Raw genomic sequence first — 16550 nt, 5'->3', positions numbered from 1 at the left:
ACCGGCCGCGCGCGGTGAGGACGCATGCTAGTGCGCCGCGCCCGCGATGAGACCGCCCGTGCGGCGACCCGGAACGGGCCGGTGGCCCTTTCCCGCCAGGGCCGCGCGGGGGCGGGCACGGCGTCGCAGGCCCGGCCGTGTCACCCGGGCGTGGGCGCGTCCCCGGCTGCTTGACGCGGCCCCGCGGCGCGCCCGCGGCCACGGCCGGAGCGGGGCTCCGCGGAGGGTCCCGAAGGGAGTCCGCGCCGGTCAGCGCGGTTCCGGGGCGTCCGGGGCAGCCGGGGCGTCCGGGCCGTGCGGCGCGGCCGGGGCGTCCGGGGCGTCCGAGGCGTCCAGGTCGGCCAGGTCGGCCAACAGGGCTTCGGCCAGCTCCAGTTCGGCCAGGTGCTGTCGCTCGCTCCAGCGGAGCGCGAGCGCCGGGAAGGCCCATTGTGGCACCTCCCGCGCGTGCTCCATGGCCTCCCGTACGGCGGCCAGCTCGCTCCGCGTGTGCTCCAGGTGCTCGCCCACCCTCGCGCGCAGCCGCTCCGGCTCGGCCAGGTGCCCCAGCCAGATCCGCAGCAGCAGCCCGTGCTTGAGGACCGGCGGCCCGGCCTCCGCCGAGTCCGCGGCCCAGCCCGCCAGCGCCTCGCACCCGGCGGCGGTGATGGCGTAGCGGCGCTTGGCCCGCGCCTCCTCCGGACCCGAGCGGGCGGAGGCCGCGTAGCCGAGTTCCTCCAGGCGGCGCAGCTCGGCGTAGATCTGGCTGATGGCAGGTGACCAGTAGAAGAAGCGCAGCGAGGAGTCCGCCCACTTCTTCAGCTCGTACCCGGTGCGCTCCCCGGGGAAGGACAGCAGGCCGAGGACGGCCCACGCGGTCGGTGGCAGGTCTTGCTTCTTCGACTTATGACTACTAGTCATATTCCTAGTCGAAACAAGGCCGGGCACGGGACGCAACCCTGGAGGCATCGTGAAGTTCTCCGTGATCTTCGAAGCGCAGCTGGCCGACCCGACGGTGGAACGGGAGCATCAGGTCATCCGTGACTGCGTCGAACAGGCGGTGCTCGCCGAGCAGATGGGATTCGACCGGATCTGGGCCGTCGAGCACCACTCGCTGAAGTGGTACGCGCACATGAGCGCTCCCGAGATCTTCCTGACCTGGGTCGCGGCCAGGACGAACACCATACGCATCGGCCATGGCGTCGTGTGCATGCCCTTCAACTTCAACCATCCGGTCCGGGTCGCCGAGCGGGCCGCGATGCTCGACCTGCTCTCGGGAGGGCGGCTCGACCTGGGCGCCGGCCGGGGCGGCACCGAGCAGGAGACCTCGCTGTGCGGGGTGGACCGGGACCGCACCACCGCCGAGGTCGAGGAGGCGCTGCGGATCATCGGGAAGGCCTGGCAGGAGGAGGAGCTGGAGTACCGCGGGGAGCTCATCGACATCGCCCCGCACCCGATCCTGCCGAGGCCGGCGCAGACCCCGCATCCGCCGCTGTTCCTGGCGTGCAGCCGGGACGAGACGCTGGCGCAGGCCGCCGAACTGGGCGTCGGGGCGCTGGTCATGGGCTTCGCCGGGCCGGAGTCGATCGCGCGGTTGCGGGGCGTCTACGACGCGGCGATCGCCGGGCGGGACGGCGCGCGGTTCGTGTCCACCGTGGTCAACGACCACTTCTCGGTGCTCTGCCCGACCATCGTGCTCGACGACGCGCGGGAGGCCCGCCGGATCGGCGTCCGGGGGCAGCGGTTCTTCGCCCAGTCCATCGGCCACTGGTACGGCGGCGCCGGCATCCCGGACGAGGCGGTGATCGCCGGGGCGGACGAGCCGGCGCGGATGCGGGCGGCGGCCGAGCAGGTGGTGGCGCGGCTGCACGAGCTGGACATCCCGGTCCGGCCCACCTCGACGGCCACGTTCAACGCCGACCACGCCTACGGGAGCGCGGACGAGGCCATCGCCTACGTGGAACGGCTCGCGGCGGCCGGGGCCGACGAGATCATGTGCCTGATCCAGATGGGCACGGTGCCGCAGGAGGCCTGTCTGGAGACCTTGCGGCAGTGGGGCGAGAAGGTCATCCCGCACTTCCGGAACGCCTGAGGCCGCGCCGCGATGACGGACGCGCCGGACGCACCGGACGCGGCGGGCGCACCGGACGCACCGGACGCGGCGGGCGTGCCGGACGCGCCGGACGCGCCGGACGCGCCGGACACGGCGGCCCGGCTCGATCCCGCCGCCCGGCCCTACGTGGACGCGCTCGCCGCCGCGTTCCCCGATCTCGGCGGCGCCGTCACCGACGCCGCCGAGGCCCGCCGGATCCTCGCGGCCGCGCCGGTGTCCGCCGCCCCGCCGCCCGCCGTCGGCTCCGTCGAGGACCGCGAGGTGCCCGGCCCCGACGGGGCGCCCCCGGTCCCGGTCCGCGTCTACCGCCCGGACCCCGGGCGGTGGCCGGGACCCCGGCCGACCGTCGTGTTCTGCCACGGCGGCGGCTGGGTGCTGTGCGACCTCGACAGCCACGACCGCACGGTGCGGGCGCTGTGCCGGGCCTCCGGGGCCGTGATCGTGTCCGTCGGCTACCGGCGCGCCCCGGAGTCCCGGTTCCCCGCCGCCGTCCTCGACGCGTACGCCGCGCTGCGCTGGGCCGCCGGGCGGGTGGCGGAGCTGGGCGGGGACCCCGCCGCGCTCGTCGTCGCCGGGGACAGCGCCGGCGGCAACCTCGCGGCGGGTTCGGCGCTGCTGGCCCGCGACCGCGGCGGACCGGCGCTCGCCCTCCAGGTGCTGATCTACCCGTGCCTGGACGCCGCCCAGGACACCGCCTCGTACCGGACCGCCGCCGAGGGGGCCGAGGGGGGCTTCCTGACCGCCGCCCACCTGCGCTGGTTCTGGGAGCAGTACCTCGGGCCGGGCGGCGACCCGGCGGATCCGCTGGCCTCGCCGGCGGCCGCCGACCCGTCCGGACTCCCGCCCGCCCACGTGGTCACCGCCGGGTGCGATCCGCTGCGGGACGAGGGGGCCGCTTACGTCCGGGCCCTGCGCGCGGCGGGTACGGCGGCGGAGCTCGACCACCACCCCGGGATGTTCCACGGATTCCTCGCGCTGGCCGACGTACTGCCCCAGGCCCGCCAAGCCGTGCGGCGACTAGGCGGAGTGATCAGTTCCACAGCAAACGACGGGAAGACTTCCGGCGGAGTGGGGGGTACCACAGGATAATTTCCCGAGTTACCTCTTGAGCGGAAGAGCCCCCTCTGCATACGCTGTGATGACGTGAGGTTCTCCTGTGGAGGAAGTGACATGACGGAAACTCTTGTGCCGGGTTCCGGCGGTGCCGTGATAACCGCCGCCGCTCGGGTGGTCGACCACCCGGCGTGGCCCCAGCTCAAGGCCGCCGTGGAGGAGATCCGCCCCTGGCAGGCCAAGGACGGCTCGATCGACTTCGAGGCCGAGGGCGCGCCCGCCCGCATCGACGTCGAGGCCGCCGTGGAGCGGGTCATCGGCGGCGTCGAGACGCTGTCCCCGCTGCTGCCGCACGCGACCGCGTACCACGCGGCGCTCGTCGCCGACCTGCGCAAGTGGGTCGCGGGCGACTACGAGGTGCCGGACTTCCTCGACTCCCTGCTGGCCTTCCACCCGGCCGCCGGCCGCGCGGACGGGCTCCAGCACCTCGTGGTCTTCCCGATGTACACCCAGAACGGCAACCCGGACCGCAACTTCGAGGCCGTCGTCCTGAAGATGGTGTGGCCCGAGTGGCTCTCCGAGCTGGAGCGCACCCGGTACGACAACCCGCTCTTCCTCGGCATCACCTTCGAGGACTTCACCCCGGGTTACGACACCCACTCCGCCGTGCTCTTCCCGGAGACCATCGCGGTCCGCGAGGCCCCCGAGCGCTTCACCTGGGGCGGCATCTTCTGCGACCGCGAGGCCGCCCGCTACCGCAAGGTCACCGCGGCCGCCGTCGACATCCTGGGCATCGAGCTGCCCGAGGACATCGCGCGCATGGTCGAGGACCAGGAGCGCTGCGAGAAGGCCTTCGTCCTGTGGGACATGGTCCACGACCGCACCCACAGCCACGGCGACCTGCCGTTCGACCCCTTCATGATCAAGCAGCGCCAGCCGTTCTGGATGTACGGCCTGGAGGAGCTGCGCTGCGACCTCACCGCCTTCAAGGAGGCCGTGAAGCTGGAGTCCGAGGGCAACGAGCACGGCCGTGACGTGCAGTACGCGGTCCTCTTCGACCGGATGTTCCGCTTCCCGGTGTCCGGCGACCGCAACCGCAACTACGACGGCCTCGGCGGTCAGCTGCTCTTCGCGTACCTCCACAAGCACGACGTCGTGCGCTGGACGGACAACACGCTGAAGATCGACTGGATGCGCGCCCCGCAGGTCACCAACCAGCTGTGCGCCGAGATCGAGGACCTCTACCGGGCCGGCATCGACCGCCCGAAGCTGGTCCACTGGTTCAAGGCGTACGAACTGGTCTCTACGTACCTCGCCCCGCACCCGGGCTCCAAGTGGGCCAAGGGCCCCGACGCCCTCGACCTGACCCAGCCGCCGCGCAAGCTCGTCGACGACGTGCTTCCGGACGAGTTTCCGCTGAGCATGTTCTATGAGGCCCTTGCCAAGAAGCTCAAGGGCGTGATCGCCTCCACGAAGGGCATCACCGCTCTGAACGCAGGGCACACCGAGAACGTCGACAAGGCAGAGCGAGCCGCCGCGTGAGCTCTCGCCCACAGGAGGCCGCACAGATGAACGGGTCCGGGAACGGCAACGGAAAGCTTCATGGCGCCGTGGTGGCGGTGGCCGGGGCCGGCGGGCCCGCCGGCCGCGCCGCCCTGCTCCGCCTCGCGGAGGCGGGTGCCACCGTGGTGGCCTCCGACGCCGATCCGGCGCGCCTCGCGGAGGCCGTGGACGCGGCCCGCTACGCCCACGGCGGCGCCACCGTCGTCGGCGAGACCGTCGACCTGCTCGACCTGGCCGCCACCAAGGCGTGGGCCGAGCACACCGAGAAGGAGTTCGGGCGCGTCGACGGGCTCGTCCACCTCGTCGGCGGCTGGCGCGGCAGCAGCTCCTTCACGGAGACGGACCTCGCGGACTGGACCTTCCTGGAGAAGCTCCTCATCCGCACCGTCCAGACCACCTCGCTCGCCTTCCACGACGCCCTGCTGCGCAGTGACCGCGGCCGCTACGTCCTGATCAGCCAGTCCGGCGCGCACAAGCCGGTCGCCAACAACGCCGCGTACAACGCGGGCAAGGCGGCCGCCGAGGCGTGGACGCTGGCGCTCGCCGACTCCTTCCGCAAGGCGGGGGGCGAGGAAGGCCCCGGCGCCGCGGCTGCGATCCTGGTCATCAAGGCACTGGTGCACGACGCGATGCGCGCTGAGCGCCCCAGTGCGAAGTTCGCGGGCTTCACCGACGTCAAGGAGCTGGCCGAGGCCATCGCCGGCGTCTGGGAGCGGCCCGCCACCGATGTGAACGGACAGCGTCTGTGGCTCACTCCGCAACCGTGAGGACCGATGCGCACCGCCACCACGACCCGGCGGTACGCGGTTTCGCGAGCGACAACTACGCGGGGGTGCACCCGGAGATCCTGGAGGCCATCGCGCTCGCCAACGGGGGCCACCAGGTCTCCTACGGCGACGACGAGTACACCGAGTACCTGCAGAAGATCTTCCGCAGCCACTTCGGTCCGTACGCGCAGGCCTACCCGGTCTTCAACGGCACCGGTGCGAACGTGACGGCCCTCCAGGCCCTCACAGACCGCTGGGGCGCGGTGATCTGCGCCGAGTCGGCCCACATCAACGTCGACGAGGGCGGCGCGCCCGAGCGGATGGCGGGCCTCAAGCTGCTCACCGTGCCCACGCCGGACGGCAAGCTCACCCCCGAGCTCATCGACCGGCAGGCCTGGGGCTGGGAGGACGAGCACCGCGCGATGCCGCAGGTCGTCTCGATCACCCAGAACACCGAGCTCGGCACCGTGTACACGGTCGACGAGATCAAGGCCATCACCGAGCACGCGCACGCCAAGGGCATGAAGGTCCACCTCGACGGTGCCCGGATAGCCAACGCCGCGGCCTCGCTCGACGTGCCGATGCGCGCGTTCACGAACACCGCCGGCATCGACGTGCTGTCCTACGGCGGCACCAAGAACGGCATGATGTTCGGCGAGGCCGTGGTCGTGCTGAACCCGGACGCCGTCCGGCAGATGAAGCACATCCGCAAGATGTCGATGCAGCTCGCGTCGAAGATGCGCTTCGTGTCGGTGCAGCTGGAGGCCCTGCTCGCCAAGGACCTGTGGCTGCGCAACGCCCGGCACGCCAACGCGATGGCGCAGCGGCTGGCCGCGGGCGTGCGCGAGACCGACGGGGTGGAGATCCTCTACCCGGTGCAGGCGAACGCCGTGTTCGCGCGGCTTCCGCACGAGGTGTCGCGCCGGCTCCAGGAGCGCTACCGCTTCTACTTCTGGGACGAGGCGGCCGGGGACGTCCGCTGGATGTGCAGCTACGACACCCAGGAAGAGGACGTCGACGGCTTCCTCCAGGCCCTGAAGGAAGAGCTGGCCCGCTGAGCCCGCCCTCCGCATAATTCGATAGGCATGCATTGGCGTGCATAGGTATGCTCCTGGATCATGGAAATGATCCAGGAGCATCCTCATGCCGCCGCCTACCTGGCCGCCGACGACGTGGTCGACCACGACCACCCCCTCGTACGCGAGACCGCCGACGCCCTGTGGACCGCCGCGGGCGGCGACCCGTACGCCTACGCGAAGGCCGCCTTCGAGTACGTCCGCGACACCGTCGCGCACTCCGCCGACTCCGGCGACCCCCGCGTCACCTGGCGCGCCTCCGACGTGCTCCGCACCCGCACCGGCATCTGCTACGCCAAGGCCCACGCCCTCGCCGCCCTGCTGCGCGCCCAGGGCATCCCCACGGCCTTCTGCTACCAGCTCCTCGCCGCCGACGACGGCTCGAACGCCGCCCTCCACGGCCTGATCGCGCTGCGCCCGCCCGGCGCCGCCGCCGGCTGGGCCCGCCTCGACCCGCGCGGCAACAAGCCCGGCGTGGACGCCCAGTTCACCCTGGACCGGGAGCGGCTGGCCTTCCCCGTACGCCCCGAGCTCGGCGAGCTCGACTACCCCGGGCTGTACGCCGCCCCGCACCCGGCCGTGCTCACGGCCCTCCGGGGCTCCGCCGACCGGCCGGAGCTGTGGCGGAACCTGCCGACGGGGCTGTAGCCGCCCCGGCCGCGAGCCCGGGCGCGGCGGGTACGGGCCTGCGCGCGGCCAGCGCGCCGTGCAGCAGGGCCGCGGCCAGCTGGAGCACGGCGATCCCGCCCAGCAGGAGCTGCGCCGGCGCGTCGGCCGTGAGCCCCACCAGGGCCGCGCCGGCCGAGGCCGCCGTCAGCTTCAGCCCCGCGCCCAGGGTGAACACCTGGGTCCGCACCGCCTCCGGCGCGCACTCCGAGCGGATCCGCAAGGTGGCCGTGAGCAGCGGGCCGTCGCACACCCCGGCCACCGCGAACAGCGCCGCCGTGACCGCGAGCGACGGGGACGGCGCGGCCGCCGCCAGCGCCACCCCGGTGCCGGCCAGGGCCCACCGGGCCAGCCGCCCCGGCTCCACGGATGTCATCCGCCCCAGGGTCAGCGAACCGCCCAGGGCGCCCAGCGCGAAGGCCGTCATCAAGACGCCGCCCGCGCCCGGACTGCCGAGCGTGCCGGCCAGCAGCACCGAGGTGGTGGTCAGCGAGCCGATGCCGACGAAGGCCAGCGTCGTCGCCGAGGTGATCGCCCGCAGCTCCCGCACCCGCCACAGGGCGGCCAGTCCCGCCCCCAGCCCGGCGCGGGGCCCGCCGGACGCCGGGGCCGGGCCCGGTTCCCCGTACGGGAGGCTCGCGGCCAGCGCCGCCGCCAGTACCCCGGACGCCGCGAGCACCGCCATCGCGGGCGCCGCCGAGGCCAGCGCCGCGACCAGCCCGACCACCGCCGGAGCGGTGACCGAGGCGGCGTTGTAGGTGGACGCGTCCCAGCCGTACGCCCGGTCGCGCCGGGCACCCGCCGGGACCAGGCCCGCGACCAGGCTGGAGAGCCCGCCCGTCACCATCGGCCCGCAGGAGCCGCCGAGCACCGCCACCGCGAGGACCACCACCGCCGGGGCCCGGCCCAGCAGCACGGCGAGCGCGGCCACCGCCGCGGTGAACCCGCCCAGGGCGGCCACGTGGAACAGCCGGGGCCGGCGCGCCCGGCCGCCGCCGCGCCCGCGAGCGGGGCCGCCAGCACGTGCGGGGCCAGCCAGGCCGTCAGTACGTACGCCCCGTACGCCGCGCTCCCGGTCCGCTCCAGGGCGAGCAGCACCACGGCCATGCCCATGCCCTCGGAGGCGAACCGCGCGGAGACCGCCGCCGCCAGATACCGCCCGAACCCGTGCATACCCGGACCCCTCCCCCTGGTGTGTCGCGCGATGACCGGAGGAGACGTTACCCACCGGCTCCCGCCGGAACGCCGGAGCGCGGCCCCGCCGGGAAGGCGGGGCCGCGCTCGGTGGTCGGGCGTGAGCCGGTGGTCGGGCGTGACCGGGGCCGGATCGGGAGCCGAGGTCGGGCCGGGGGCCGGATCCTCAGCCGAGGTCCTTGACCTCGGCGGCCGTCGGCGCGGTGCCGCCCAGGTGGGCCGGCAGCCACCACGAGTCCTGGGGCCCCGCCGGCTTGGCCGGATACGCGCGCTGCGCGGCCTCCAGCAGCTCCTGCACCCGCTCGCGCACCCGGCGCGTGATGGCGCCGGCGTACTGGTCGGCCGGGGCGTCCATCGGCTCGCCCACGCGCATCGTCACGGGGATGTGGCTGCGCTTCAGGTCCTTCGGGCGGCCCTTGGTCCACAGCCGCTGCGTGCCCCACAGCGCCACCGGGATCAGCGGGACCCCGGCCTCCTGGGCCATCCGCGCCGCACCCGACTTGAAGCTCTTGAGGGTGAAGGACTGGGAGATCGTCGCCTCCGGGAACACCCCGATGATCTCGCCGGAGCGCAGCGCGTCCAGCGCGTGCTGGTAGGCGGCCTCGCCCTGCTTGCGGTCGACCGGGATGTGCTTCATCGCGCGCATCAGCGGGCCGGACACCTTGTGCCGGAACACCGACTCCTTCGCCATGAAGCGGACCAGGCGCTTCTGCGGCCGCGCCGTCAGTCCGGCGAAGATGAAGTCGAGGTAGCCGATGTGGTTGGACACCAGGACCGCTCCGCCCTTGCGGGGGATGTTCTCGGTGCCCTTCATGTCGATGCGGATGTCCAGCGCGCGGAACAGCGTGTGCGCGGCGCCGATCACCGGGGGGTAGACGAGCTCAGCCATGGAGGGGAGACCCCGCTTTCTGCCTGGGGAGGTGCTCCCGGCCGGAAGTTACGGAAGCGTAGGTACGCGACCATGGGGATCGTGCCCCAAATGCCGCCTGCTGGCCAGTCCAGAGGGCCGCACCCGGCGAGATTCTCGTCACGCCGGGAATGTGGCGCCCTCGCGGGGCGCTCGGACCAGGGTACGGACCATCAGGCGACCGAGCGTACCCATGAGTACGCGGACGAGGACGGGGAGTGCGCGTGCGCGGGCGGGAAAGCGGTGGCCACGAGGAGCGCGAGCGGCTCGGCAGCGCCCAGCTGGGCGCCGAACCGGGGGAGCGGGCCACTCTGGTGCAGTTCTCCAGCGCCTTCTGCCAGCCCTGCCGGGCCACCCGGCGGATCCTGGCCGAGGTGGCGGAGCTGGTGGACGGGGTCGCCCACATCGAGGTCGACGCCGAGCGCAACCTCGCCCTGGTGCGGGCCCTGGGCATCGAGAAGACGCCCACGGTGCTCGTGCTCGACGGCGCCGGCCGGATCGTCCGCCGGGGCGTCGGGATGCCGCGCAAGGCGGACGTGATCGCCGCCCTGGGGGCGGCGGTGGACGCCGGATGACACCCCGGGGGCGCGAGGGGACGCGGCACGGGACGGGGCCGCTCGCGCCGGTACGCGCGCCCGCACGCAGCGTGACGCGCCTGACATCTGGCCGTTGCCGCTTGACTGTGTACATGAGAGATCGACAGGCTGGTCATATGCGGTATGAACTCCTGCTTTACGGGCGGATCCACAAGGGAGACCCCTCATGACGGCCACGACGGCCATGACGGCTCCGACCGCGCGTGACGACGGCGACCGCTTCGGCCTGCCCGGTTCCCCCGATCTCCTGCGCTCCGTCTTCCGGCAGCACGCCGCCGGGGTCGCGGTGATCACCGCCGCGCACGGTGACGGGCCGGTGGGATTCACCGCGACCTCGCTCAACTCGGTGTCCGCGGACCCGCCGCTGCTGTCCTTCACGATCGGCACCGGTTCCTCAAGCTGGCCCGCGATACGCGACTCCGGCCACATCGGCGTCCACATACTCGCCGAGCACCAGAGCGAGCTGGCCGGTCTCTTCGCGCGCAGCGGCGCCGACCGCTTCGGTCCCGCCACCGCCTGGGTCCCGGGCCCGCACGGGGTCCCGCTGCTGGACGGTGTGCTGGCGTGGCTGGTGTGCCGGGTGGCGGCCCTGGTGCCCGCCGGAGCGCACCGCGTGGTCATCGCGGAGGCCATCGAGGGGGACCCGGCCGGCGAGGGTCGGCCGCTGCTGTACCACCAGGGGCGCTTCAACGCTCTGCGCGACTGAATCGTCCCTGCTGGGGCGGGTTCGGGCGGCGTTGGCCAGATCACAGTTCGGTGGCCTTGCCACCGGGCGGGACCCACGGTGTACTGACGAGTAACATTCCGATCGGAGCGCGGGCCGCCCCGACCGGGATCCGCCCGAGAAGGCGCTTATGCTGCCTGCACAAGGCGGTATCTGTAAAAGACGATGCGGTAGGAGAGCCGGCGTGAGCCTGAGGATCGTTGTCTGTGTGAAGTACGTGCCCGACGCCACCGGCGACCGGCACTTCGCCGATGACCTGACCGTAGACCGCGAAGACGTCGACGGCCTGCTGTCGGAGCTCGACGAGTACGCCGTCGAGCAGGCGCTGCAGATCGCCGACGAGGCGGACGACGCCGAGATCACCGTCCTGACGGTGGGCCCCGAGGACGCCAAGGACGCGCTGCGCAAGGCGCTCTCGATGGGTGCCGACAAGGCCATCCACGTCGAGGACGACGACCTGCACGGCTCCGACGTCATGGCCACCTCGCTGGTGCTCGCCAAGGCGCTCGACAAGGCCGGCTACGACCTGGTGATCACCGGCATGGCGTCGACCGACGGCACCATGGGTGTCCTCCCGGCGATCCTGGCCGAGCGCCTGGGCGTCCCGCAGGTCACCCTGCTGTCCGAGGTCAAGGTCGAGGACGGCACCGTCACCGGCCGCCGCGACGGCGACTCGGCGAGCGAGCAGCTCGTGGCCTCCCTCCCCGCGGTCGTCTCCGTGACCGACCAGTCGGGCGAGGCCCGCTACCCGTCCTTCAAGGGCATTATGGCCGCCAAGAAGAAGCCGGTGGAGTCCTGGGACCTGGAGGAGCTGGAGATCGAGGCCGACGAGGTCGGTCTCGAAGGCTCCTGGACCGCGGTCGACTCCGCGGCGCAGCGCCCGGCCCGCACCGCCGGCACGATCGTCAAGGACGAGGGCGAGGGCGGCAAGCAGCTGGCCGAGTTCCTTGCAGGCCAGAAGTTCATCTAAGAGCTTCGGTCGCCGACTCGACCGCCCCCTGACTACTTCGCATTCGCAGGAGCATCCCCATGGCTGAAGTTCTCGTCTACGTCGACCACGTGGACGGCGCCGTCCGCAAGCCCACCCTCGAACTGCTGACGCTGGCCCGCCGCATCGGCGAGCCCGTCGCCGTCGCCCTGGGCGCCGGTGCGGCCGACACCGCCGCCGTGCTCGCCGAGCACGGCGCCGTCAAGGTCCTCACCGCCGACGCCCCCGAGTTCGCCGAGTACCTCGTCGTACCGAAGGTGGACGCGCTGCAGGCCGCCTACGACTCCGTGTCCGCCGCGGGCTCCCTGGCCGCCGTGCTCGTCCCGTCCTCCGCCGAGGGCAAGGAGATCGCCGCGCGCCTGGCGGTCCGCATCGGTTCCGGCATCATCACCGACGCCGTCGACCTGGAGGCGGGTGACGAGGGCCCGGTCGCGACGCAGGCCGCGTTCGCCGCTTCCTTCACCACCAAGTCCCGTGTCTCCAAGGGCACCCCGGTCATCACCGTCAAGCCGAACTCGGCTCCGGTCGAGGCCGCCGCGGCCGCCGGCGCCGTCGAGGCGCTCGCCGTCACCTTCGGCGCGCTGGCCACCGGCACCAAGGTCGTCTCCCGCACCCCGCGCGAGTCGACCGGCCGCCCCGAGCTGACCGAGGCCGCGATCGTGGTCTCCGGTGGCCGCGGCGTGAACGGTGCCGAGAACTTCCACCTCATCGAGGAGCTCGCGGACTCCCTCGGTGCCGCCGTCGGCGCCTCGCGCGCCGCCGTGGACGCCGGCTGGTACCCGCACACCAACCAGGTCGGCCAGACCGGCAAGTCGGTCTCCCCGCAGCTGTACATCGCCTCCGGCATCTCGGGCGCGATCCAGCACCGGGCCGGCATGCAGACCTCGAAGACCATCGTGGCCATCAATAAGGACGCCGAGGCCCCGATCTTCGACCTGGTCGACTACGGCGTGGTCGGCGACCTCTTCGAGGTCGTCCCCCAGCTGACCGGCGAGATCAAGGCCCGCAAGGGCTGACCTGCGTCGATGCTGTGACTCGGGGCCGCGTGGTGACACTCACCACGCGGCCCCGAGGTGTTTCCTGCAACCATTGACTAGACAATGTACTCATCACTAAATTCTGCTATGCGGATCTAGCCTTCCGTGAAGCGGAAAAAGAGGAGAGTGCACGATGGGTCAGCAGGAGAAGGTGGCGACGAGCCTCGCCGGCGCGGTCAGCGAGGGCATCAGCGCCTCCCTCGCGCCGGTGGACGCGGAACTCGCGCGCCACTACCCGGGCGACCCCGGCACCCGCCAGCCCATCCACACCGTCTACGTCCCCGGTGACGTCTTCGCCGCCGGCACCATCCGCTCCTGGGGCGACCAGGCCCTCGCGGCCCTCGACGAGCACGCCCCGGACGCCGCCACCTTCGCCCGGGTCCTCGGCATCGGCGACGAGCTGGCCGCACCCGTCTACGACCGGGTCCGCGCCAAGCTGGCCACCGAGCCCGTCGAGGACCTCCGCGTCGACTTCGAGGACGGCTTCGGCGTCCGCTCCGACGAGGAGGAGGACCAGGCCGCGGCCCGCGCCGCCCGCCTCGTCTCGGAGGCCTTCGCGAGCGGCACCAACGCCCCGTACATGGGCATCCGCATGAAGTGCATGGAGGCCAACGTCCGCGACCGCGGCATCCGCACGACCGACATCTTCCTCTCCGGCCTGCTGGAGCACGGCGACCTCCCCGACGGGCTGGTCCTCACCCTCCCCAAGGTCACGTACGCCGAGCAGGTCAGCGCCTTCGTCGAGCTGCTGGAGGCCTTCGAGGCCACCCGCGGCCTGCGCCCGGGCCGGATCGGCTTCGAGATCCAGATCGAGACCAGCCAGTCGATCGTGGCCTCCGACGGCACCGCGACCGTCGCCCGCATGATCGAGGCGTCCAAGGGCCGTGCCACGGGCCTGCACTACGGCACCTTCGACTACAGCGCCTGCGTCGGCGTCTCCGCCGCCTACCAGTCGAGCGACCACCCCGCCGCCGACCACGCCAAGGCGATCATGCAGGTCGCGGCCGCGGGCACCGGCGTACGGGTCTCCGACGGCTCGACGAACGTGCTGCCCATCGGCACCACCGAGCACGTCCACGAGGCCTGGAAGCTGCACTACGGCCTCACCCGCCGGGCCCTGGCCCGCGCCTACTACCAGGGCTGGGACATGCACCCGGCGCACCTGCCGACCCGCTACGCGGCCGTGTTCACCTTCTACCGCGAGGGCCTGGAGACCGCCGCGGCCCGCCTGAAGGCGTACGTGGCGAAGATCGAGGGCGACGTGATGGACGAGCCCGCCACGGCGAAGGCCCTGGCCGGCTATCTGGTCCGCGGCCTCGACTGCGGCGCGGTCGGCGCCGACGAGGTCACCGCCCTCACCGGCCTGACCCGCGCCGAACTGGACGCGTTCGCGATCCCGCGCCGCTCGGCGACGCTGACCGCGAAGGTCTGACCGCCTGACCGCCGGGGCCCGGCCGGGGGGATCCCGGCCGGGCCCCGGCGCGCTACCGGGGGCCGAAGACCCAGCGGCGCAGCGTGCCGTCCTCGCCCACCGTGGCGAGCAGGCTGCCGTCGGGGGAGCAGGCGACCCCGGACACGGAGCCCGAGTGACCGGTCAGCGGCTCGCCCACGGGGCGCCCGACCGCCGGGTCCCAGAGCCGCAGAGCGCCGTCCGCCCCGACGGTGGCCAGGAAGCCGCCGTCCGGTGTGAACACCAGATCGTTGACCGACTCGCCGTGCCCGGTCAGCGGGTCCCCGAACGGCTTGTTCGTCCGCGGGTCCCACAGCCGTACGGCGCCGTCCTGGCAGGCGGTGGCCAGTACCCTGCCGTCGGGCGAGAAGGCCACCGACCACACCGGGCCCCCGTGTCCGTGCAGGACCTGGCTGTGCGTCAGTTCCCTGGGGCCGGAGACGTCCCACACGCGCACCGTCCCGTCCCGGTACGCGCCCACGAGACGGCGGCCGTCCGGGGAGAACGCGACACCCAAGGCGTCCTCCGCGTGCCCCGGGAACCGGCCGCCGGCAGGCTTTCCCGTGGCCGTCTCCCACAGCCGCAGACTGCCGTCCGCGCCGGCGGTGGCCAGCAGCCGTGCGTCGGCGGACAGCGCCAGACCCATCACCGGACCGCTGTGGCCGGTCAGCGGCTCGCCCGCGGGCCGGGCCGTGCCGGGGTCCCAGGGGATCGCCGCCGAGCTCGCGGCCGGGGTGACGAACAGCCGCCCGTCGGGGGCGTAGAGCAGCCCGAAGGGCAGGACCGGCGGGCTGGTGATCGGCTCGCAGGCGGGCCGCCCCGTCAGCGCGTCCCGGAACAGCACCTGCTGGGAGCGGGCGGTCACCGCCAGAGTCCGTCCGTCGGGGGAGAAGGCGATCCGGACCAGGGGCCCGTCCGAGGTCAGCGGGGGCAGGGCCACGGGCCGCCCGGCCCCGGCCAGCACCGCCAGGGCCCGCGCCGCGACGGTGGCGGAGTCGCAGGCGGGGGCGGAGTCGACCGCGGGATCGGGGACCGGCGGCGCCTGGCGCTCGTACAGCAGCACCGTGGTGTCGTGGGAGCCCGTCGCCAGCAGGGCGCCGTCCGGGGAGAAGGCCACGGCGTGGACGGGCTGCCGGTGTCCGGTCAGCGCGGGCCCGGCGGGACGGCCGCCGGCGGTGTCCACGAGGTGTACGGCCCCGTCGTCGGAGGCGACGGCGAGCAGCAGCCCGTCGGGGGAGAAGGCGAGGGCGCCGATCCTTCCGGTACGCGGGGCCGGCCGCGGGGCCAGCGGCAGGCCGGTGGCGGTGTCCCGCAGCAGCAGCGAACCGTCGCGCCCGGCGGTGGCGAGCACCCGGCCGTCCGCGGAGAAGGCGGCCGTGTCCGGGTCGACCGGCTGACCGGCCAGCGGCGCGCTCAGCGGCTGCGCGCCGAACACCTCCCACAGGCGGACCCCCTCGCCGTCGTCCACGAGGGCGAGCACCTGGCCGTCGGAGGTGAAGCCGACGGCGGTGACACGGCCGGGAAGGCCGTCGAAGGCGGACGGCACGCGGACGTGCCCGGCCGCGTACCAGACCCGGGCCGATCCCGCGGTGTCCACGCTCACCAGGAGGCGCCCGTCCGGTGAGTGCGCCAGCCGGGCGATGCCCTGGTGGTGGCTCCTCTCCAGGGCCGTCTTGCGGCGTGTCCTGAGCACCGGATCCCACAGCGAGACGCTGCGCGTGTCCGCGTTGTTCACCGTCATCAGGGAGTCATCGGGGGCGAACGCCACCGGTCCCAGGTCCTCGATCCGGCCCCGGTACTTGTACGGCAGCCCGGTGGCGGTGTTCCAGAGCAGCACCGCGTCCCCGTCCGCGGCCGCCGCCAACTGCCTTCCGTCGGCGGGAAAGGCCAGATGCCGGACCGGGCCCGGGTGTCCGACCAGCCGGAAGCGCAACGCGTACGGAGAGACGGCGGGGGCGGGTGCCGGTGTCGCGACGGCCGTCGGCCGTTCCCCGGCCGGGGGTCCGGACTGGACGGCGGCGATCGCCTGCCACCGGCGGCGCCAGGGGGCGAGCTCCGGGGCGTTGTGCCCGGGGACCGGGGTCTCGCCGCCGAACTCGTCGTAGGAGCGCAGGATCCGGACCAGGGCCATCAGGGTGTCGAGCCTGACGAGGCGCTTGCCGTTGAACGCGTCGCTGAGGGTGGCCATCGACAGCTGGATCCCGGTGCGGGACCTCTCCGCGCGGGCGACGAGGTCGCGGTACGAGGGCTTGCCGCGCTCGATCCGCAGGCGGCGCAGATCGGCGGCGAAGGCGGCCAGTTCTTCGTCGAACGTGCCGGTGGACTGCGGCGTCATGGCGAACACGGTAGAACGTCGACGGGGGTCCGCAGGTGAACTTCGCGGAACGGGACCGAACTTCGCGGAACTCCACGGAATTTCTTCGAACGGCCCTGAAGG

At 73.3% G+C, this 16550-nt stretch carries 15 protein-coding genes; 11 read left to right on the top strand and 4 right to left on the bottom strand.

All coding sequences use genetic code 11. The features are described from left to right. Nucleotides 1-249: 249 nt before the first annotated feature. On the bottom strand, nucleotides 250-900 hold the full coding sequence (locus EES41_RS07065; RefSeq protein WP_164495776.1) for a PadR family transcriptional regulator: 651 nt from the start codon (nucleotides 898-900) through the stop codon (nucleotides 250-252). 49 nt (nucleotides 901-949) lie between these two features. Here EES41_RS07065 and EES41_RS07060 point away from each other — a divergent pair, with 49 nt between their 5' ends. From EES41_RS07060 to EES41_RS07035, 6 genes are all read left to right on the top strand, one after another. Continuing rightward, nucleotides 950-2071, top strand: a complete 1122-nt coding sequence (locus tag EES41_RS07060; protein ID WP_123076601.1) for an LLM class flavin-dependent oxidoreductase — start codon at nucleotides 950-952, stop codon at nucleotides 2069-2071. Nucleotides 2072-2083: 12 nt separating this feature from the next. After that, nucleotides 2084-3181: an alpha/beta hydrolase gene (locus EES41_RS07055; RefSeq protein ID WP_123076599.1), complete on the top strand. Its 1098-nt coding sequence runs from the start codon at nucleotides 2084-2086 to the stop codon at nucleotides 3179-3181. Nucleotides 3182-3262: 81 nt separating this feature from the next. Further along, the gene (locus tag EES41_RS07050) at nucleotides 3263-4687 is read left to right on the top strand and encodes a DUF6421 family protein (RefSeq protein WP_123076597.1); all 1425 of its coding nucleotides are present in this window, start codon (nucleotides 3263-3265) and stop codon (nucleotides 4685-4687) included. A gap of 26 nt (nucleotides 4688-4713) precedes the next feature. Continuing rightward, nucleotides 4714-5475, top strand: coding sequence for an SDR family NAD(P)-dependent oxidoreductase (locus tag EES41_RS07045; protein ID WP_037795339.1), 762 nt, complete (start codon nucleotides 4714-4716; stop codon nucleotides 5473-5475). Beyond that, nucleotides 5472-6533, top strand: a complete 1062-nt coding sequence (locus tag EES41_RS07040) for a low specificity L-threonine aldolase (protein WP_123076595.1) — start codon at nucleotides 5472-5474, stop codon at nucleotides 6531-6533. The genes EES41_RS07045 and EES41_RS07040 overlap by 4 nt, the downstream gene beginning before the upstream one ends. 60 nt (nucleotides 6534-6593) lie before the next feature. Continuing rightward, nucleotides 6594-7199, top strand: coding sequence for a transglutaminase domain-containing protein (locus EES41_RS07035; RefSeq protein ID WP_123076593.1), 606 nt, complete (start codon nucleotides 6594-6596; stop codon nucleotides 7197-7199). On the opposite strand, the gene EES41_RS07030 is transcribed toward EES41_RS07035, so the two are convergent. Beyond that, complete coding sequence (locus tag EES41_RS07030; protein ID WP_254211359.1) at nucleotides 7135-8178, bottom strand: MFS transporter; 1044 nt, start codon at nucleotides 8176-8178, stop codon at nucleotides 7135-7137. The two genes, EES41_RS07035 and EES41_RS07030, sit on opposite strands and share 65 nt — an antisense overlap. A gap of 399 nt (nucleotides 8179-8577) precedes the next feature. Then, a complete protein-coding gene (locus tag EES41_RS07025) occupies nucleotides 8578-9300 on the bottom strand; it encodes a 1-acyl-sn-glycerol-3-phosphate acyltransferase (protein ID WP_037797106.1) in 723 nt (240 codons plus the stop codon). Between the two features lie 236 nt (nucleotides 9301-9536). Between EES41_RS07025 and EES41_RS07020 the strand changes: the two genes are divergently transcribed. The 5 genes from EES41_RS07020 (at nucleotide 9537) to EES41_RS07000 (ending at nucleotide 14095) form a co-directional block, all read left to right on the top strand. After that, nucleotides 9537-9893, top strand: a complete 357-nt coding sequence (locus EES41_RS07020; protein WP_123076591.1) for a thioredoxin family protein — start codon at nucleotides 9537-9539, stop codon at nucleotides 9891-9893. A gap of 205 nt (nucleotides 9894-10098) precedes the next feature. Then, on the top strand, nucleotides 10099-10620 hold the full coding sequence (locus tag EES41_RS07015) for a flavin reductase family protein (protein WP_254211737.1): 522 nt from the start codon (nucleotides 10099-10101) through the stop codon (nucleotides 10618-10620). A 202-nt stretch (nucleotides 10621-10822) separates the two neighbouring features. Continuing rightward, nucleotides 10823-11608, top strand: a complete 786-nt coding sequence (locus EES41_RS07010) for an electron transfer flavoprotein subunit beta/FixA family protein (RefSeq protein ID WP_047960479.1) — start codon at nucleotides 10823-10825, stop codon at nucleotides 11606-11608. Between the two features lie 59 nt (nucleotides 11609-11667). After that, on the top strand, nucleotides 11668-12642 hold the full coding sequence (locus EES41_RS07005) for an electron transfer flavoprotein subunit alpha/FixB family protein (RefSeq protein ID WP_123076587.1): 975 nt from the start codon (nucleotides 11668-11670) through the stop codon (nucleotides 12640-12642). 154 nt (nucleotides 12643-12796) lie between these two features. Further along, nucleotides 12797-14095: an aldolase/citrate lyase family protein gene (locus tag EES41_RS07000; protein ID WP_123076585.1), complete on the top strand. Its 1299-nt coding sequence runs from the start codon at nucleotides 12797-12799 to the stop codon at nucleotides 14093-14095. Nucleotides 14096-14147: 52 nt separating this feature from the next. Here EES41_RS07000 and EES41_RS06995 read toward each other — a convergent pair whose 3' ends face one another. Then, nucleotides 14148-16448, bottom strand: coding sequence for a hypothetical protein (locus EES41_RS06995; protein WP_123076583.1), 2301 nt, complete (start codon nucleotides 16446-16448; stop codon nucleotides 14148-14150). Between the last annotated feature and the right edge of the window lie 102 nt (nucleotides 16449-16550).

This window comes from Streptomyces sp. ADI95-16 (genome assembly GCF_003721495.1).
Taxonomy (GTDB): domain Bacteria; phylum Actinomycetota; class Actinomycetes; order Streptomycetales; family Streptomycetaceae; genus Streptomyces; species Streptomyces goshikiensis.
The sequence above is the reverse complement of the archived record's forward strand: the minus strand, read 5'-3'. Positions and strand labels throughout refer to the sequence as shown.